Origin of the sequence: Microvirga makkahensis (assembly GCF_009830105.1) — a bacterium.
Taxonomy (GTDB): domain Bacteria; phylum Pseudomonadota; class Alphaproteobacteria; order Rhizobiales; family Beijerinckiaceae; genus Microvirga; species Microvirga makkahensis.
In genome coordinates this window covers 164,869-181,724 of sequence record NZ_WURB01000006.1, presented here as the reverse complement: position 1 = coordinate 181,724, position 16,856 = coordinate 164,869, and the positions used below count along the sequence as shown (strand labels likewise).

Here is a 16,856-nt window from a genome sequence, read left to right as displayed (position 1 = left end):
TCGTTTGCGAGACGCCGTCAGGCCGCGCGCGGAAGCGCGCGCGTCCGGCTCTCTTCCTGCGTATCCGTGCCGAGCTCGTTCTGCCGGCGGTCCATGGGACCGCGGCGCAGCGCTACCAGGAACGTCCGCACCTCGTCAGCCAGGTGATCGCCCTGGATGGCGAGCTGCCGCGAGGTGTCGAGCACGGAACCCGCCAGATGCTTGGTCTCCGCCGTGTTCTGGCTCACGCTCTGGATGTTCTCCGTCACCCCCTGCGTTCCCACCGAGGTCTGCTCGACGCTGCGCGCGATCTCGGCGGTGGCGGCAGTCTGGCCGGCAATGCTCTGGGCGATGCGCGAGGTGGCCAGGTCGATATCCGCCACGATGGTGGAGATCTCGGCCACGGCGGACACGGCCGAGGTGGAGGCGGAACGCAGTTCCGCGATTTCGTGAGTGATCTCTTCCGTCGCCTTGGCGGTCTGGGTGGCGAGCGCCTTGACCTCCTGCGCCACGACGGCGAAACCGCGCCCGGCCTCGCCCGCGCGGGCAGCCTCGATGGTGGCGTTCAGGGCCAGAAGGTTGGTCTGCTCCGCGATGCTGGTGATGAGGCCTACCACAGTGCTGATCCGCTCCACCGCATTGTTCAGGCTGTTGACGATGTCAGCGGTGGACCGGGCCTCCTCCGCCGCTTGGCGGGCGCGCGTGGCGGAATGATCGGCCTCCGTGCCGATCTCCTGCGCGGACGCGGCGAGCTGCGTCACGGCCGCCGCGACGGTCTGCACGTTCGCCGCCATCTCGGCCGCGGTCGCCGCGACGAGGGCGGTGCGGTTGTCGGTGAGGGTGGCGCCCTCCTGGAGCGCTGTCGCCATGGTGCTCATGTTCCGCGAGGAATCGGAGAGCGCCTGGACGATCGTATTGATCGCCTGCTCGAACTCCGCCGTCGAGTGGTTGAAGGCCGCCAGGCGCCTCTCGATCACGTGCGAGGCCTCGCTGATGATGGTTGCACCCTGGAGCAGCGCCCCATGAAACCCGTCCGGCAGGATGCGCCGGAAATATTGATTGTTGCGGATGGCGTTCATGGCCGCCGAGGATTCGCGGATATAGGCGTCGACCCGGTCCGTCGCATCGTTGATCGTGCCATGGAGCCTGCCGAGCGCCCCGCCTTCCCGGCTGCCGATGATCCGCGCCTCGAAATCGCCGTGGCCGATGCGGTCGATGATGTCGGTGGCCGTCGCGATCGCGCGATAGGAGCGCAGCAGCATCAATGCGCCGAAGATGAAGCCGGCATCCGCGACGAGCACGGCGACCGACGGCATCGAGCCGCTGACGAGGGAGGCGACAGCCTGCCCGGTCACCGCGATGGCCGCCACGGCAAAACCGATGCTTGCCTTAGAGAGAGAAGACAAATTCATCATAGCTGGCCTTGTTCGCGGTGGCGGTTTTCATGAGATGCCCATGGGATGCCGCGAGCCCCTCCTTGGCATTGCGGAAGGAGGACTCGATGCGGCTGAGTTCGGCGTAGAAAGGCGTGATGATCCTCTCCACCACGTCCCGCTTCGGCACGCGCCGGTTGGAGTGAAAGCCGCAGACCTGCAGATTGCGGTCGTAGGAGGGCGTCACATGGGCGAACACCCAGTAATGGTCGCCGTTGCGCGCGATGTTCTTCACATAGGCGAAGACCTCGCGGCCGTCCTGGATCGCATCCCACAGGAGCTTGAAGACCGCGCGCGGCATGTCCGGATGGCGGATCAGGCTGTGCGGCTGCCCCAGAAGCTCGATCTCCGTGTAGCCGGCTATCTCGCAGAACGCCCTGTTCGTGTAGGTCAGCCGGCCTTTCAGGTCGGTCTTCGAGACGATGAGGGAATCGGGATCGAAGAAGATCTCGCGTTGAGTGGGGATAATGGCTTTTGTCATCTGCTGTTTCGAGGAGGGGCCGAAACCCGCTCGGCATGGCTCATCGAGCCCGCTTGTGACAAAGCGAGCTTGCGCGAGGCTGAACTGAGGCTGGGCTGGGGCTGCCCTCGAAACCTTTCCGCTCAGCCCACCTGCAGCCAGGAAGGACGCGGCCCGCCTGCGGCGCCGGTGCAGGCGGCCTCGACGCAGGCCGCGAGGCTCCCGAAGTGGAAGCGCCGCCCCGTGAGACCGGGACCGTAATGGGCGTATTTGCCCGAATTGGTCATGATCGTCGCGGCCGCCCGCGGAATCACCGGCTCGATGATCATGCACCAGCAGGTATCGGTGACGAGCTGAACGCCAAAGCGTTCGAGTTCCCGCAGAACCCCTGTCCCTCGCGCCTTGTCGTGGGTGGCCCGGCCGCAGGTGACGATCACCGTCACGTTCTCATGCTTCGTGCGGCCCCGGCACAGATCGGCCAGCGTCTCGCATTCGTTCAAGGAGAAATGCGGATTCCCGAGCGACACGAGATCGACGGAGGGATCCTGCGCGTTGTTGAGCTCGTCCCAGCTCCGGGCCAGGCTCTCGAGACTGATGTCGATGGCCGGAACATCCGCTCCGCCGGTGGCATCGTTCAGCGTCGCCGCCTCGGGCGTCACGCCGAGGATGTGGAACATCGGCGCGCTCGACGTGGTGGCGAAGGCCGCGCCGAAGGCCTTCAAGTCGTCCTGCGAGGGAAAAGCCCGCTCCAGCCCCGCAATGACGGGAATCCGGTTCGCGGCCAGAAGGCCCACATGGTAGCCCAGCAGCGGATAGAAGGAATCGTCGAGGTTTTCGAGCCTCGGCAGGTTGACGCGCAGAGCGGCGCGACGGCTGCTCTCGATGTGGCAGCCGGCCAAGGGCGCGCGGCCCGTGATCGCGATGCAGATGTCGAGGTAATCGGGGTATTTCATCGTCCGCGCGCCGAGCACGCTGTTGGCATAGACGACGGCGTTCGATTCCGCCCAGACGATCTGCTCGCCTTTTCGGGGAGCGCTGTCGAGGAGATAGGGCGCGCAGGTGAAGGTCGGTTTTGCGCCCATGTCCACATAGGCGTCGCCGAGCTGGCTCGCGGGCTCTCCGAATACGGGATCGATGCCCTGCGTACGCCAGCGGCGATGATCGACCGAAATGGAATTGAGCGTCGTCGGCACGGCGACCGTCCCGCCCCAGTCCCGCAGCTGCTGCGCGAATCTGAGGGAGCCGGGACCCGTATAGACGCAGCCGTCGATATGGGCCTGGGTCACGTCGATCAGCCGGTCGGCGCCCTGCAGTTCCGCCATGCGCAGAACGACCTTCATCGCCACCTGCGCGGCCTTGCCGCGCGCGCCGTTCAGGAGGGCCCGGTCGGCCTCGGTCAGCGCCAAGCGGGACGCGATCGGCTTGGGAGGGTGGCGGCCGTCCTCTCTCGGGCTCAGGCCTTCGGGCGCCTCGCCGCACAGGACGCGATCGCCGTCGACGCGGGCGTAGCGGGCCGCCGTCACCCGGCGGAAATCCTTCGGATCGAGCACGACGACGGGAATGACTTTTCCGAAGACCTCCTCGGCGATCACGACGCCCAGCGTCAGGATGTCGTCCGCGCGCTCCACGATCATAGCCGCCGGGCCCTTGCCGTTGAGGAGCAGTTCGAGGATCACGCCGCTGCCCGAGCAGGAGCCGCGTCCGCCCGGAATGGCGAGGATTCTGCCCGTGAGGATGCGGCCGCTCAGGGGGTGGTGCCGGTCGATCACCTCGCCGGTCGCCGGATCGACTCCGCCCCAGAAGCTCAGCTCCACGTCGCTGGCGATGATTTCGCCCGTGGCCTTGCCATGAACGAAGGCGATGCCCGAGAAAACGGCTTCGCTCATGACATGTCCTTTCATGGGCGCGGCAGGAGAGCCTGCAGGTCGTCGTAGAGCGCCTTGGGAATGCGCACGCCGTTGGCCATGCTGCGCTCGCGCGCCTCGTAGCGGCGCTGGGACGGCAGGCGTGCGCCCTGGCCCACGATCGACTCGAACATCGTCTCCGCGCGAGCCACGTGCCGCGCGGCGTCGGCGCCGAGGAACACCGTGGGATCGAAGGCGAGGATCAGCTCGCCATGGCAGGGGGCGGCGCCGACGCCCTCGTCGAAGGCCATGGATTCCGCGCTCGTCATGTCACCGATCAGGGGACCCGCCATCAGCTCGATCATCGCGGACAGCGCCGAACCCTTGTGGCCGCCGAAGGTGAGCATGGCGCCCGCGAGCGCCGCCGCCGGATCGGTGGTGGGATGTCCCTCGCCGTCGATGGCCCAGCCGGCGGGAATGGGCTTGCCCGCGCGCCGGTGCAGCTCGATCTCGCCGCGCGCGATGGCGCTGGTGGCGAAATCGAAGACGAAGGGCGGTCCGTCGGGACGGGGCCAGGCGAAGGCGATCGGATTGGTGCCGAACACGGGCTTCGTGCCGCCCGCGGGCGCGACCCAGCTGTGGCTCGGCGTCATGGCGAGCGCCACGAGTCCATCGGCGGCGATCGCCTCCACCTCAGGCCAGAGGGCGGAAAAGTGGAAGCAGTTGTTGATGGCCATGGCGGCGAGACCGGTCCTGCGCGCCTTCTCGACGAGCAGCGGCCTGCCGCGCTCGAAGGCGAGCGGAGAGAAGCCGAAGCGGGCGTCGACGCGCACGATGGCGGGCGCGTGATCCACCACCTCCGGCACCGCGTCCGGATCGACCTTGCCCTCCTTCACCGAGCGCACGCAGCCGAGGAGCCGGTACAGGCCGTGGGAGTGGCACTCGTCGCGCTGGCCCGCATAGACGACGCTCGCGATGGCCTGCGCATGGTCGCCGGAGAGGCCGCCGGCTTTCAGAACATCGATGCTGATGCGCCGGACCTCGTCCAGCGGGAGGGTGACTTCTTCACTCATTCATCCAGGTCCGTTCGTGTGCGATGCATTCGGGAATCGGCTTCGTCAGCTCTAGATCTGCGGCCAGGTATCCGACAATCGGTAGCCGGCCGGCCAGGGATCCTCGGGATCGAGCATGTGCTGATGGGTGCCCGTGATCCAGGCGCGCCCGGAGATCATCGGAATGATGCCGGGCCTGCCCCCCACCGTCACCTCGTCCTCGATGCGGCAGATGAACTCCGAATCGATAATCGAGCGGCCCACGAAGCCGTCGCCGACCTTCAGGATGCCGCGTGCGTGAAGCACCGCCATGCGGGCCGAGCAGCCTGTTCCGGTCGGCGAGCGGTCGATCTTGCCGGGGCGCACCACGACGGCGTTGGCGCCGTGCATGACGCGGTCGCGCTCGACGAGCGGCGCGGCGATCTGGCAGAAGGAGATGTGGTCCCAGCCCGGAAGTTCGGGATGCCGGAACCCGATCTGCTCGTTGGCCGCCCGGGTGATCTTCACGCCGATCTCCGCCAGATCCTTCGCCTCGTCGGGACGGATCGCAAAACCGAGCGCCTGCGCGTCCGCGATCACGAAGCTGTCGCCGCCATAGGCCGTGTCCACGGTCAGCGTGCCCACGCCCTCGACTTCCAGCTTCGCATCGAGCCTGTCGGCAAAGGAGGGGACGTTCCGGACCCGGATCCGTTCGGCCTTTCCGTTCCGGCATTCGGCCTCGACCTCGATGAGACCGCCCGGCGGCTCGAGAACCATGCGGGTGATCGGCTCCTGCATCGGAATGATGCCGGTGTCGAGCAGCACGGTGGACACGCAGATGGAGTTGGAGCCCGACATGGGCGGGGTGTCGGCGGGCTCCATGATGATCCAGCCCATCTGCGCCTTCGGGTTCTTCGGCGGCACGAGAAGGTTCACGTGCCGGAAGACGCCGCCGCGCGGCTCGTTCAGCACGAAGTTGCGCAGGGTCTCGTCCTGGGCGATGAACCGTGACTGGTCCCAGACCGTGTCGCCCGGAGGCGGCGCGACGCCGCCGACGATCACGTCGCCGACCTCCCCTTCCGCGTGGCAGCTGACGACATGAACGACTTTCGACGTGCGCATGATGCTCTCCGGATCAGGGCTGTCCTACGATGGATTGACGCGAGGCCGGACCCCGCACCGTCAGAGAACGGATTTCAGGAACTCGATGGTTTCGGGCTTCTGCGGGTTTCCGATCACCTGCTCGGGCGCGCCGATCTCGTGGATCAGCCCCTTGTGGAAGAAGGCCACCCGGTCGGACACGTCGCGTGCGAAGCGGATCTCGTGGGTCACGAGGATCATCGTCATGCCCTCCTCCGAGAGCATCTTCAGGGTGTCGAGCACCTCGCCGACGAGTTGCGGATCGAGCGCGGAGGTCACCTCGTCGAAGAGCATGTAGTCGGGCTGCATGGCGAGAGCACGCGCAATGGCCATGCGCTGCTGCTGGCCGCCGGAGAGCTTGGAGGGATAGACCTTCAGCTTCTCGCCGAGGCCCACATGGGTGAGCTGCCGGACGGCGATCTCCTCCGCCTCGCGCTTGCTCTTGCCCAGGACCTTGCGCGGCGCGAGCATCACGTTCTCGAGCACGGTGAGATGCGGAAAGGCGTTCCATTGCTGGAACACGATGCCGATCCTTTGGCGGAGCTTGTTGAGGTCCGTCCCGCGCGCATGGACGTCGATGCCGTCGACCAGGATCTGCCCGCCCTGAATCGGCTCGAGACCGTTGATGCACATGAGCATGGTGGACTTGCCCGAGCCCGAGCCGCCGATCACCGAAAGCACTTCGCCCTTCTGAACCGTGAGGGTGACTCCCTTGAGCACCTCGAGGCTTCCGAAAGACTTACGAACGTCCTTTAACTCAATCATTTTCACGCCACCGCTTTTCGAGCCGCGCCCCGAGCCGGGCGATCGGGAAGCTCATGAGAAAGTAAATCAGGCCTGCGATCGAAAGAACGAAGAGCGGCTCCTGGATGCGGGTCACGATGATCTGAGACGACCGCAGCAACTCGACGATGCCGATCCACAGAACGAGCGCCGAATCCTTCATGACGCCGAGCGTGAGGCCGATCCAGCTCGGCAGCGCGACGCGCAGCGCCATCGGGAAGACGATGTTCGTCAGATCCTGGGTGTAGGTCATGCCGAGCGAACGGGCCGCCCGCCGCGTAGTGGGCGGAACGGCCAGGATGCCGCCGCGCACGATCTCCGCGCAATAGGCCGCCGTGTAGAGCGCAAGCACCACGCAACCGACCGTGAAGGCCGAGATGTTCAGCTTGAGGATGGACTTGAACGAGTTGGCGAGCACGAACTGGATCAGGAGCGGAACCGAGCGGAGGATGTCCAGCACGAAGCCGACGGGCAGATTCAGCCACCACGGCGCGGACGCGCGGACGAGGCCGAAGAGCATGCCCAGAACGGTGCCGCCCAGGACGGCCCAGAAGGTGATGGCGAGCGTCGTTCCCGCTCCCTGAAGAAGGAAGAGGACGTCGTTCCAGGTGAGGCTTGTCTCGAACATCGCCGTCTCCTCAGTACCGGAACAGGCGCCAGGCGAAGAGGCGCGACGAGAGGGTGATGAGCTTGGCCAGCAGGTAGTAGATGACGGCCGCGAGGGCGAAATACTCGAAGGTCCGGAACGTGCGCACGTTGAGATCCTGCGTGACGCCCGTGAGATCCGTGTTCAGGCCCACCGTGACTCCGAGCGAGGTCATCAGGAGCGCCCAGACCATCTGGTTGGACATGGGATAGAACACGATTCTGAACATCTGCGGCAGGACGATGAGGCGAAACGCCTGCGGCGCGCTCATGCCGAGCGAGCGGGCGGCACGCGTCTGGGTATGCGGGATGGCGCGCAGGCCGCCGCGGAAGGTTTCCGCCAGATAGCCCGCGTTGTTGAACGCGATGCCCGCCAGGAGCGCCACGTAGGAATCGAGCTGGATGCCGAAGGAGCCCAGGCCGAAGTAGGTCATGTAGACCTGGAACAGGGCAGGCGTGTTGCGCGCCAGCTCCACCCAGCCGGTCGAGAAGCCATAAAACAGCTTGTTGCTCGACTGGCGGCCCAGCGCCAGGAACACGGCGAAGACGACGCCGATCACCATCGACAGCACGGCGATCTGGAGCGACACCAGCGCGCCGGACAGCATGTCCGGCAGAGCGTTCAGAGCCGGACGCCAATGAAATGTGTAATTCAGCATGAAGGCGTGCCCGAGGACGTTGCAACCGTCAGGAGGAGCGCGGGCGAATGCCGCCCGCGCTCCGATTCGCTTCGATCAGTAGTAGACGCCCTTCACGGTCAGGTCGGGAGCCTCGCCGCCGACCCATTTCTCGAACAGCTCCTTGTAGCGGCCCGTGCGGACCTGCTGGTTCACGAAGAGGTTGAGATAGTTGAGAAGACCCTGCTCCTGGCGCAGGCCGATGAGCGAGACGTAGTCCGTGACATACGGGGCATCGCCCTTGACCACGAAGCCCTTGTACTTGCCGGACTTGGCGACGGAATGCGCCACGGTGTTGGTCACGACCGTCGCGTCGATCTGCCCCTGCGAGAGCGCGAGGAACACGTCGGCCTGGGTCTGGTACGGACGGAACGAGCCGCCGCCCCAAGCCTTCACGTCCTTCTCGAGCGCGATCGCTTCGAAGGTGCCGGCGGTCGAGCCGGTCTTCTTGCCCTTCAGGCTCTCATAGGAGTCGATGCCCGTGTCGTCCCTCGTGAGGACGACCATCTTGAAGGCGAAGTACGGAATGGAGAAACCGACGGTCTTGGCGCGCTCCAGCGTATCCGAGGTCGAGGCGACGCCCACATCCGCGCGATCCGAGACGAGCGCCGGGATGCGGTCGGGGAAAGGCGTTTCGACGATCTCGGCCTTCACGCCGAGAGCCTTCGCGAGATCGTGGCAGGTGTCCACGTCGAAGCCGATGGGCTCGTTCTTTTCATTGCGCGATCCCATGGGCGGGAAGTCGAGGGTCACGGCGCAGCGCAGCACGCCGGAGGCGATGATGTCGTCGAGCTTGTCCGCCTTGGCCGGCATGGCGGCGATCATGCCGAGAAGAAGTGTGGCCGCTACTGTCCTCAGTTTCATCGTTGGTCCTCTGGTTGTTTCCATGTCCGAGCCCGGCGGTTCCGCCCGAGATCAGCAGACGCACAATCTGCATATTGGATACAATTTGCAATATTAAATTTTCTGCATTTCGTCTAAGGTCTGAGCGCTTCTGCGTAGTATCTGGTTACGCTGGGCTTCCGGCGCTGACGAGGGGTTCGTCGCCCTTTTCCGCGCAGGACCCACGGCATTCATGACCGTTGCAAACGCCTTGATGCCAGCGCCTCCTTGTTCGCCTCACCATGAGGATCCGATACTCCTCCCTCCGAAGAGCGCATCTTCGGTGCGACCCGAAGGGCCACGTGAATGAAAAACCGGGCCCACTTTTCGCCGACGCGGCCCTTCGGGTCCGCACGATGCGCTAGAAGCGCTGAGCCGAGAACGGCTTCAGGTCGAGAGAAGCGGGCGCGCCCTCGACCAACTCGCGGACGAGGCGCGACGTGATGGCCGCCTGCGTGAGGCCATGATGGCCGTGACCGAACGCATAGATCACGCGCCCGTCCCGCGACGACGGCCCGATCACGGGAAGAGAATCCGGAATCGACGGCCTGAATCCCATCCAGCGCCTGGCCGGCTGCTCCGCGTCGAGGTGCGGCAGGAAGCGCTTGAGGCGCGTGATCATGGCGGAGGTGCGCTCATGGTTGGGCGGCGCCTGCGTTCCCGCGAACTCCACGGCGCCGCCGACCCGGTCGCCGGTATCGAGGGGCGAGGCGACGAACCCCTCGCCTTCGAACATGACCGGGCGGTTAAGGCCGAAAACGCCTTTCGCATAGGTGGCATTGTAGCCGCGCTCCGTATCGAGCGGGATGGTGTCGCCGAGCTGTCTGGCCAGCGCGCGGGACCAGACGCCGGCGGAGAGCAGAACGCGGTCGGCCGCCACGTCCTTCACCGCGCCGTCCGTGTGAACGTGAACGGCGTCGCTCGAAGGCTGGACCGAGAGGGCCTTGCCCTCGATGCGCGCGGCGCCGCGCTCGACGGCGAGCCGCAGCAGATCGGCGGCCAGGAGCGCGGGATCGGAGACATGGCAGCCCTCCGTATAGAGAACGGCCGCCTCGATGTTGTGAAGTGCGGGCTCCAGATCGGCGAGTTCCCGCGGACCGAGAACGTCCAGCGGAATGCCGAAATCCCTCTGCCTGGCGATGATGTCCTGGGCTTGCAGGAAATGGTCGCGGTCCCGCCAGACGGACAGGATCCCCCTCTCGCGAAGATGGCCCTCGAGCCCGAGCGAGGACAGGCGTTCCTTCCAGGACGGAAGAGCCTGGGCGTTGAGCGAGCGAATGGCCGCGATGCTGGACTTGATGCGCGCCGGGGACGAGGCCAGCACGAAGCGCACCAGCCATGGCGCCAGTGCGGGAAGATAGGACGGCCTGATGGTGAGCGGCCCGAGCGGGTCCATCATCCAGCGGGGAAGATGCCTCCACGCCTTCGGCGATGCGAGCGGCATTACGTCCATGTGGGCGATCCAGCCCGCATTGCCCTCCGTGGGGCGCTGCTGATTGTTGCCGGGATCGACGAGGGTCACCTCGTGCCCCTTGTCGAGAAGCGCATGGGCGGCCGCGAGACCGACGATACCTGCACCAACGATCGCAATCCGCATCATGAAACCTGTCGTGGAAGAAGCATCACGGACTTGGGCGGCCCGCATGCGGCCCGCCCATGAAGATCCCGCTCGGGCTAAGCGGATCGCGCCTGGTCGACCACCTGGAATCCGTGGGCGAACGGATCGCGGTCGTCGATGACGATGGTGTTGAAGCCGGTCACCCGCGCCCAGCCCTCGATGGAGGGGATGATCGCATCCCGGTCGCCCACCCTCGCGCGGCCTTCGATGCGGCCGGTGAAGGTGGAGCCGATGATGCTCTCGTGCACGAAGGCGTCACCCTCCTTCAGGGCGCCGCGCGCGGCGAGATGCGCCATGCGGGCGGAGGTTCCCGTGCCGCAGGGTGAGCGGTCGATGGCCTTGTCGCCGTAGAACACGGCGTTGCGCGCCGTGCCGCCGGGCGTCTGCGCCTTGCCGGTCCACAGAACATGCGTCAGACGGTTGATGTCGGGATTCTCGGGATGCGCGATCCGGTAGCGCGCATTGAAGGCCTCGCGCAGCTTCGGGCTCCAGCGCAGGATGTCGGACGGATTCACATCGGCGAGATCAGAATAGAGCGTCTGGGGTTCGACGATGGCATAGAAGTTGCCGCCATAGGCCACGTCGACCGTAAGATGCCCGAGGCCCTCGACCTCGACCTCGTAGCCGGTGCCATAGAGGAACGAAGGAATGTTGGTGATGCGCACGCGCTCGATGAACGGACCGTTCTGCTCGTAGCGGGCCTCGACCACGCCGGCGGGCGTGTCGAGACGGAGAAGACCGGGCGTCTTCGGATGGATCAGGCCGTTCTCCAGGGCGATCGTCACCGTGCCGATGGTGCCGTGGCCGCACATGGGCAGGCAGCCGGAGGTCTCGATGAAGAGAATGCCCACATCGCAATCGGGGCGCGTCGGAGGGTAGAGGATCGAGCCGGACATCATGTCGTGGCCGCGCGGCTCGAACATCAATCCGGTGCGGATCCAGTCGAACTCCGCCAGGAAATGCTGGCGCCGTTCGAACATCGTCTCCCCCTTGAGCTGGGGGATGCTGCCGCCGCCCACCACGCGGACCGGGTTGCCGCAGGTGTGACCGTCGATGCAGAAAAAGGTGTGGCGCGCCATGGCTTCGCTCTCGGGATCGAAAACTTGTCGTGAACGGGAATGAATGAGGCGGAGGAGACCTCGTCTCCTCCGCCGCCATCGTATCAGGCCGCGGGCTTCAATCCCACATCGGGAAGCGCCGGGCGGTTCTGCAGCGCCTTCGCCATGATCTCCTCCACATAGGCGCGATCCTTGCCCTCGAGGGCGAGACGCGGCGGACGGGTCAGGGAGGAGCCGCGGCCCATGATCTCCTCGCAGAGCTTGATGCATTGGACGAGGTCGGGACGGGCATCAAGATGCAGCAGCGGCATGAACCATTCGTAGAGCGCGCGGGCCTCCTCGTAGCGGCCGGCCTTGGCGAGGCGGAACAGGGTCTCGCCCTCCTGCGGGAAGGCGTTCGACATGCCGGAGATCCAGCCGGCGGCGCCGAGCATGACGCTCTCCACCACCACGTCGTCGAGGCCGGCGAACATCACGAAGCGGTCGCCCACCATGTTCTTCACGTCCGTGAAGCGACGGGTATCGCCGGAGGAGTCCTTGAAGCACACGATGGTCTCGCAATCGGCGAGCGAGGCCAGGATCTCGGGGGTGACGTCGTTCTTGTAGATCGGCGGGTTGTTGTAGACCATCACCGGCAGGTCGGTGGCCTTGGAGACGCCGCGGAAGTGAGCGGCCGTCTCGTGCGGCTTCGAGGAATAGACCAGCGCCGGCATGACCATGACGCCGTCGAGGCCCACGCGCGCGGCTTCCTTGGCGACTTCGGACGCGAAGGCCGTCGTGAACTCGGCGACGCCCGCAATGACGGGTACGCGGCCCCGGGACACGTCCTTCGCCGCCTCCATGACGGCGACCTTCTCCGAGCGGGACAGGGAGGTGTTCTCGCCGACGGTGCCGCAGACGATCAGGCCGGAGACGCCGTCGCGGATCAGGCCTTCCATGACCTTGGCGGTGGCCTCGATATCCAGTTCGTAGTTCGGCTTGAACTGGGTGGTCACTGCGGGAAAGACGCCTTCCCAGCCGATTGTCTTCGCCATTGTGCTCTTAGCTCCTGCGATGAGGCGTTGAACTCCGTCAATGTAGATTGTATAAAATCTCCGATGTCAAGCCGGGTCCCTGGCCGTTCGGCTACAGAGTTATAAGATAAGCTTCCTGTCTTCCTCGCAACCGAGACCATAGAGCCCATGCCGCCCTCCAGACCCGCCCAGAAGTCCCTTCAGCACAGGACCATTTCCTCGGCCGTCGCGGAGGAGTTGCGCCGTCGGATCGTGAACGGGGAGTTCGGCTCGGGCTTCCAGCTGCGGCAGGACGCGCTGGCCGCGGAGTTCGGCGTCAGCCGTATTCCGGTGCGGGAGGCTCTCATGCAGCTGGAAGCGGAGGGGCTGGTGAAGATCCACCCCCACCGGGGCGCCATCGTCTCGGAGCTCTCGACCGAGGAGATCGACGAGCTGTTCGACCTCAGATCTCTGCTCGAACCGCGCCTGCTCGAGGCCTCGGCGCCTCGTCTGACGGAGGCGGATTACGAGCGGCTGAACGGAATCCTGCAGGAATACAGCTCGGAGCTGCGCGCCATGCATATCAGCCGCTGGGGCGAGCTGAACACCGAGTTCCACATGGTGCTCTACCAACATGCCAGGCAGCCGCGTTCACTCGCCGTCGTGGCGAACCTTCTGCAGGAGAGCGACAGGCATACGCGCCTTCAGCTCTCGCTCACGCAGGGCGTGGAGCGCGCCGCCGCCGAGCATGCGGAAATTCTCGAATTGTGCACCCAAGGCAAGATCGGGGCCGCCTGCGCGCTCCTGAGGAAGCATATCGAGGGCGCGGGGGAATCCCTGCGCAGCTACCTGGAAAAGCATCAGACGATAGGCGCGAAGAAGTAGCCGCCGGTCGCGGGCCGACGGCTGCCTCCGACAGGGCTCAGGCCGCCGACCGTCCCCGATACGCCTTCTCGAGCCCGCCGATATCGAGCTTGACCATCGTCAGCATCGCCTCGGTCGCCCGGCGAACCTTCGCGGGATCCCGGACATCGCTCTTCCTCCGTCTCGAGAAGAATCCGGAAGCCACCCCAGAACATGCGCTTGCCGTCGAACGGCGTCCCGGCCCCGTTCGGCCGCGGATCCGCCATGACCTTCTTGCTGCCCTCGTCGCGGGCCTCCTTCGAGGGCCAGACCATTCAGGAGAAGGCCACGTTCTCCGCTCCCTCCGCTTCACGGCTTTCCTGAAGTCGGTGGCCTCTCCGTCCGGGATGTCGTCGCCCCAGCATCCGACGACGGCAGCGCCCGTGCTCCCTGAAGATCGGCGCGGCCTGCGCGGCGGCCGGCCGGGTCTCAGCGGCCGGACAATCGTTCGCGGATTCGCTCTTCCTGTGCGGCGATTTCCGGCGTCAGGGCCTCGCCGAAATCGGCCGTCTCGAACAGCGGGCGGATCTCGATCTCACTGGGTCCCGGCATCGGGTTGGGGCAGCGCTTCACCCACTCGACCGCCTCGGCCATATCCTTCACCTGCCAGAGCCAGAAGCCGGCGACCAGTTCGTGCGTCTCGGCGAACGGACCGTCGACGACCGTGCGGCGCGGGCCGTCGAAGGCCACGCGCTTGCCTTGGGACGACGGCCTCAGGCCCTCGCCGGCCAGCATGATGCCGGCATCGATCAGCTCCTCGTTGTACTTGCCCATGGCTTCGAGGAGCTCGGTCGAGGGCATGAGGCCCGCTTCGCTGTCCTTCGTCGCCTTCACCAGAACCATCACACGCATCGCCCTCTCTCCCTCTGTTTCGCGCGGGCCTCATGGGCCTCTGCTCCGGGCGGCCGACGATCAGGCATTCGCCGTGTCGGCCATGGCGGCCGTGGCCGCCTCCACGTCCATCCACATCACTTCCCAGATGTGACCGTCCGGATCCTCGAAGCTGCGGCCGTACATGAAGCCGTAATCCTGCTTCGCGCCGGGATCGGCCCGTCCGCCCGCGGCTCCAGCCTTCGCCACCGTGGCGTCGACCTCGTCGCGGCTTTCGGCCGACAGACAGATGAGAACCTCGGTCGTCTCGCGGGCGTCAGCGATTCTCCTGGGCGTGAACTGGCGGAACTTGTCGTGGGTCAGCAGCATCACGTGGATGGTCTCGGAGATGACCATGCAGGTGGCGGTGTGATCGCTGAATTGCGGGTTCTTGACGGCTCCGATGGCCTCGTAGAACGCATTGGCCCGATCGAGATCGGCGACGGGCAGGTTGACGAAAATGAGCTTCGGCATGGCTTTCTCTCCTTCTGGTTTTGACATTGATTCCAGACGAAGTTATAAAAAGCAACTATGAAGTTAGAAAAAATAACTAATAACTCCCGGACCCGGTCGAGGCGCCATTACGAGGACGCCTGCGCGGCCGCCCACGCGCTCGATCTCGTCGGCGAGCGCTGGGCCCTGCTGGTCATGCGCGAGCTCATGCTGGGGCCCAAGCGCTTCAGCGACCTGCGCGAGAGCCTGCCCGGCATCAGCGCCAACGTTCTCACCCAGCGCCTCGAAGGGCTGGAGGAAGCCGGCGTCCTCACCCGCCGCAAGCTGCCGCCCCCCGCCGCCGCCCAGGTCTACGAGCTGACGGAGTGGGGTTACGAGAGCGAGCCGATCTTTCAGGCGCTCGGCCGGTGGGCGGCCCGCTCGCCCCTGCACGACCCCACCCTGCCCTTCAGCGCCGCCTCCCTCATGCTGTCGCTGCGGACGATGCTGGACGGGAAGCAGGCCGCGGGGCTCGATGCCAGGATCGGCTTTCGCCTGAGCGACACCGAGACCTTCCTGGCGCGCCTGGCCGAGGGCCGGATCGAAATCGCGCGCGGGCCGGTGGACGGCGCGGACCTGATCTTCACCGGGACGCCGCCCGCCATCGCGGGCGCGATCTACGGCGGTCAGCCGCTGGAGGCCCTGGAGAGCGCGGGCGCGCTCAAGGTGGAAGGCGACAGGATCCTGGCGGAGCGATTCGTGCGCCTGTTCCCGCTTCCGCCGAAAGCGTCTCTCCCCGCCTGAGGACGACCGGAACCAACGGGAGAAAGCACGCGTTCCCCGCCATCTCCCATCAGGGCGGTGACAATGTCCCCTTCGTCCCTTCCGGAAAAGAACCGGCCGGTCGTGCTGGTTCTCGGCGGCGGCAATGCCCTCGGCTCCTATCTCGCCGGCGCCTACGGGCATCTGCAGCAACGGGATGTCGAGCCGCGCTGGATCGTCGGCGCCTCCATCGGGGCGATCACGGGAGCGATCATCGCCGGCAATGCGCCCGAGGAACGCGTGCCTCGCCTCAGGGAATTCTGGGAGCGGGCGACGATTCATTCCGGCTTCGCGCTCGGCCGCGACTCGTCGATGAGGCACGCCTACAACGAGACTCACACGGCGCTCGCCCTTCTGCTCGGACGGCCCGGCCTCTTCGGGCATCGCTTTCCGGGCGTGCTCTCCATGCTGCCCTGGATGCCGAGCGACGTGGCGCTCTACGATCACAGGCCGCTGCGGGAGACCCTGGAGCGGCTGATCGATTTCGCGAGGCTGAACCGGGGTGGCATCCGCTTCACCGCCGTCTGCGTCGATGTCGAGACGGGCGACGAGATCCTCTTCGATACGGAACGTGAGGAGATCGGGCCCGATCATCTCCTGGCTACCTCGGCCATCCTGCCGGTCTTTCCGCCGGTGGAGATCGGCGGGCGCCTTCTGTGCGACCCGGGCTTCGTCAACAACATGCCGGTGGACGTCGCGCTCGCGGTACCACCCGACGAAGACACGCTCTGCATCGCAATCGAGCTTTTCAGCCTGAAGGCTTCGCGCCCGGCATCCCTCGACGTCAGCGCCGAGCGGGCGAACGACCTGATCTTCGCGAGTTCCTCCCGGCGCAGCATTCGCGCGCTGCAGCGGGAATACGGCCTTCGCGAACGGATCGAGCCGGACGGCCCCTTCGTCACGCTCCTGCATCTCGCCTATCAGTCGGGGAGCGACGAGCGTGCCGGAAAAACGTTCGATTACTCGCCCGCCTCGCTCCGGGATCGCTGGGCGGCCGGGTCACGCGACATGGAGCATGCGCTCGCACAGCTTGCCGATCCAGGGCGCGAGGCAAAACGGTTCGAGGTGGTCAGGCTCGATCCGCATCGGGCCGCGGCATCGGCCGAGACGGGCGCCCGCACGAGCGCCTAGCGCATCGTGCGAATGGAGCCCCCGGTTTTCCGCTCGCTCACGCCTCCCACGTCGTCACCGGCCTCGTGCCGGTGATCCCGATGTGCCGAGGCGCGGCGCTCTTCCGACCGGGACGGTCATGACAGCGGGACGCCATGGCGGGTGAGGTCCCGGCGC

18 protein-coding genes are annotated in these 16,856 nt (G+C 66.1%); 3 read left to right on the top strand and 15 right to left on the bottom strand.

Going from position 1 to position 16,856, the window contains the following annotated elements; all coding sequences use genetic code 11:
• Positions 1–17: 17 nt before the first annotated feature.
• The 12 genes from GR328_RS11035 to GR328_RS10980 all read right to left on the bottom strand — a co-directional run bounded on the left by GR328_RS11035 (position 18) and on the right by GR328_RS10980 (position 12,584).
• Positions 18–1,391, bottom strand: a complete 1,374-nt coding sequence (locus GR328_RS11035) for a methyl-accepting chemotaxis protein (protein WP_160884577.1) — start codon at positions 1,389–1,391, stop codon at positions 18–20.
• On the bottom strand, positions 1,369–1,893 hold the full coding sequence (locus GR328_RS11030; protein ID WP_160884576.1) for a PAS domain-containing protein: 525 nt from the start codon (positions 1,891–1,893) through the stop codon (positions 1,369–1,371). Before GR328_RS11030 ends, GR328_RS11035 begins: the two co-directional genes overlap by 23 nt.
• 122 nt (positions 1,894–2,015) lie before the next feature.
• Positions 2,016–3,758, bottom strand: a complete 1,743-nt coding sequence (lhpI, locus tag GR328_RS11025) for a cis-3-hydroxy-L-proline dehydratase (protein WP_160884575.1) — start codon at positions 3,756–3,758, stop codon at positions 2,016–2,018.
• 11 nt (positions 3,759–3,769) lie between these two features.
• Complete coding sequence (locus tag GR328_RS11020) at positions 3,770–4,789, bottom strand: Ldh family oxidoreductase (protein ID WP_160884574.1); 1,020 nt, start codon at positions 4,787–4,789, stop codon at positions 3,770–3,772.
• Between the two features lie 51 nt (positions 4,790–4,840).
• Positions 4,841–5,869, bottom strand: a complete 1,029-nt coding sequence (locus GR328_RS11015; protein ID WP_160884573.1) for a trans-3-hydroxy-L-proline dehydratase — start codon at positions 5,867–5,869, stop codon at positions 4,841–4,843.
• 60 nt (positions 5,870–5,929) lie between these two features.
• The gene (locus tag GR328_RS11010; protein WP_160884572.1) at positions 5,930–6,652 is read right to left on the bottom strand and encodes an amino acid ABC transporter ATP-binding protein; all 723 of its coding nucleotides are present in this window, start codon (positions 6,650–6,652) and stop codon (positions 5,930–5,932) included.
• Positions 6,645–7,298, bottom strand: coding sequence for an amino acid ABC transporter permease (locus GR328_RS11005; RefSeq protein WP_160884571.1), 654 nt, complete (start codon positions 7,296–7,298; stop codon positions 6,645–6,647). Before GR328_RS11005 ends, GR328_RS11010 begins: the two co-directional genes overlap by 8 nt.
• Before the next feature lie 10 nt (positions 7,299–7,308).
• Positions 7,309–7,974, bottom strand: a complete 666-nt coding sequence (locus tag GR328_RS11000; protein ID WP_160884570.1) for an amino acid ABC transporter permease — start codon at positions 7,972–7,974, stop codon at positions 7,309–7,311.
• A gap of 75 nt (positions 7,975–8,049) precedes the next feature.
• The gene (locus tag GR328_RS10995; RefSeq protein WP_160884569.1) at positions 8,050–8,856 is read right to left on the bottom strand and encodes an ABC transporter substrate-binding protein; all 807 of its coding nucleotides are present in this window, start codon (positions 8,854–8,856) and stop codon (positions 8,050–8,052) included.
• A 379-nt stretch (positions 8,857–9,235) separates the two neighbouring features.
• Positions 9,236–10,474, bottom strand: a complete 1,239-nt coding sequence (locus tag GR328_RS10990) for an NAD(P)/FAD-dependent oxidoreductase (RefSeq protein ID WP_246215804.1) — start codon at positions 10,472–10,474, stop codon at positions 9,236–9,238.
• A 74-nt stretch (positions 10,475–10,548) separates the two neighbouring features.
• Entirely contained in the window at positions 10,549–11,571 is a 1,023-nt protein-coding gene (locus GR328_RS10985; RefSeq protein ID WP_160884568.1) for a 4-hydroxyproline epimerase, read from the bottom strand.
• Positions 11,572–11,654: 83 nt separating this feature from the next.
• Positions 11,655–12,584, bottom strand: coding sequence for a dihydrodipicolinate synthase family protein (locus GR328_RS10980; protein WP_160884567.1), 930 nt, complete (start codon positions 12,582–12,584; stop codon positions 11,655–11,657).
• Positions 12,585–12,731: 147 nt separating this feature from the next.
• Between GR328_RS10980 and GR328_RS10975 the strand changes: the two genes are divergently transcribed.
• The gene (locus GR328_RS10975) at positions 12,732–13,427 is read left to right on the top strand and encodes a GntR family transcriptional regulator (protein ID WP_160884566.1); all 696 of its coding nucleotides are present in this window, start codon (positions 12,732–12,734) and stop codon (positions 13,425–13,427) included.
• Here GR328_RS10975 and GR328_RS10970 read toward each other — a convergent pair.
• The 3 genes from GR328_RS10970 to GR328_RS10960 form a co-directional block, all read right to left on the bottom strand.
• Positions 13,403–13,720, bottom strand: a complete 318-nt coding sequence (locus tag GR328_RS10970) for a DUF1428 domain-containing protein (protein WP_281351942.1) — start codon at positions 13,718–13,720, stop codon at positions 13,403–13,405. The genes GR328_RS10975 and GR328_RS10970 overlap by 25 nt on opposite strands.
• A 154-nt stretch (positions 13,721–13,874) precedes the next feature.
• Positions 13,875–14,297 (bottom strand): YciI family protein, encoded by a 423-nt coding sequence (locus tag GR328_RS10965; protein ID WP_160884565.1) that lies wholly within the window; start codon positions 14,295–14,297, stop codon positions 13,875–13,877.
• Positions 14,298–14,357: 60 nt separating this feature from the next.
• Positions 14,358–14,789 (bottom strand): VOC family protein, encoded by a 432-nt coding sequence (locus tag GR328_RS10960; protein ID WP_160884564.1) that lies wholly within the window; start codon positions 14,787–14,789, stop codon positions 14,358–14,360.
• Between the two features lie 57 nt (positions 14,790–14,846).
• Between GR328_RS10960 and GR328_RS10955 the strand changes: the two genes are divergently transcribed.
• Together GR328_RS10955 and GR328_RS10950 are read left to right on the top strand one after the other, a co-directional pair.
• On the top strand, positions 14,847–15,551 hold the full coding sequence (locus GR328_RS10955) for a winged helix-turn-helix transcriptional regulator (protein WP_160884563.1): 705 nt from the start codon (positions 14,847–14,849) through the stop codon (positions 15,549–15,551).
• Positions 15,552–15,614: 63 nt separating this feature from the next.
• Positions 15,615–16,700, top strand: coding sequence for a patatin-like phospholipase family protein (locus GR328_RS10950; RefSeq protein WP_160884562.1), 1,086 nt, complete (start codon positions 15,615–15,617; stop codon positions 16,698–16,700).
• The last annotated feature ends 156 nt before the right edge of the window (positions 16,701–16,856 follow it).

Excerpts from the sequence above, each read along its gene's own strand:
- GR328_RS10965 (WP_160884565.1), bottom strand. The coding sequence starts at position 14,297 with ATGCGTGTGATGGTTCTGGTGAAGGCGACGAAGGACAGCGAAGCGGGC.
- GR328_RS11005 (WP_160884571.1), bottom strand. The coding sequence starts at position 7,298 with ATGTTCGAGACAAGCCTCACCTGGAACGACGTCCTCTTCCTTCTTCAG.
- GR328_RS11035 (WP_160884577.1), bottom strand. The coding sequence starts at position 1,391 with ATGAATTTGTCTTCTCTCTCTAAGGCAAGCATCGGTTTTGCCGTGGCG.
- GR328_RS11000 (WP_160884570.1), bottom strand. The coding sequence starts at position 7,974 with ATGCTGAATTACACATTTCATTGGCGTCCGGCTCTGAACGCTCTGCCG.
- GR328_RS10995 (WP_160884569.1), bottom strand. The coding sequence starts at position 8,856 with ATGAAACTGAGGACAGTAGCGGCCACACTTCTTCTCGGCATGATCGCC.
- GR328_RS11015 (WP_160884573.1), bottom strand. The coding sequence starts at position 5,869 with ATGCGCACGTCGAAAGTCGTTCATGTCGTCAGCTGCCACGCGGAAGGG.
- GR328_RS10950 (WP_160884562.1), top strand. The coding sequence starts at position 15,615 with ATGTCCCCTTCGTCCCTTCCGGAAAAGAACCGGCCGGTCGTGCTGGTT.
- GR328_RS10985 (WP_160884568.1), bottom strand. The coding sequence starts at position 11,571 with ATGGCGCGCCACACCTTTTTCTGCATCGACGGTCACACCTGCGGCAAC.
- GR328_RS11020 (WP_160884574.1), bottom strand. The coding sequence starts at position 4,789 with ATGAGTGAAGAAGTCACCCTCCCGCTGGACGAGGTCCGGCGCATCAGC.
- GR328_RS10955 (WP_160884563.1), top strand. The coding sequence starts at position 14,847 with ATGAAGTTAGAAAAAATAACTAATAACTCCCGGACCCGGTCGAGGCGC.
- GR328_RS11010 (WP_160884572.1), bottom strand. The coding sequence starts at position 6,652 with ATGATTGAGTTAAAGGACGTTCGTAAGTCTTTCGGAAGCCTCGAGGTG.
- GR328_RS10990 (WP_246215804.1), bottom strand. The coding sequence starts at position 10,474 with ATGATGCGGATTGCGATCGTTGGTGCAGGTATCGTCGGTCTCGCGGCC.
- lhpI (WP_160884575.1), bottom strand. The coding sequence starts at position 3,758 with ATGAGCGAAGCCGTTTTCTCGGGCATCGCCTTCGTTCATGGCAAGGCC.
- GR328_RS11030 (WP_160884576.1), bottom strand. The coding sequence starts at position 1,893 with ATGACAAAAGCCATTATCCCCACTCAACGCGAGATCTTCTTCGATCCC.
- GR328_RS10960 (WP_160884564.1), bottom strand. The coding sequence starts at position 14,789 with ATGCCGAAGCTCATTTTCGTCAACCTGCCCGTCGCCGATCTCGATCGG.
- GR328_RS10970 (WP_281351942.1), bottom strand. The coding sequence starts at position 13,720 with ATGGTCTGGCCCTCGAAGGAGGCCCGCGACGAGGGCAGCAAGAAGGTC.
- GR328_RS10975 (WP_160884566.1), top strand. The coding sequence starts at position 12,732 with ATGCCGCCCTCCAGACCCGCCCAGAAGTCCCTTCAGCACAGGACCATT.
- GR328_RS10980 (WP_160884567.1), bottom strand. The coding sequence starts at position 12,584 with ATGGCGAAGACAATCGGCTGGGAAGGCGTCTTTCCCGCAGTGACCACC.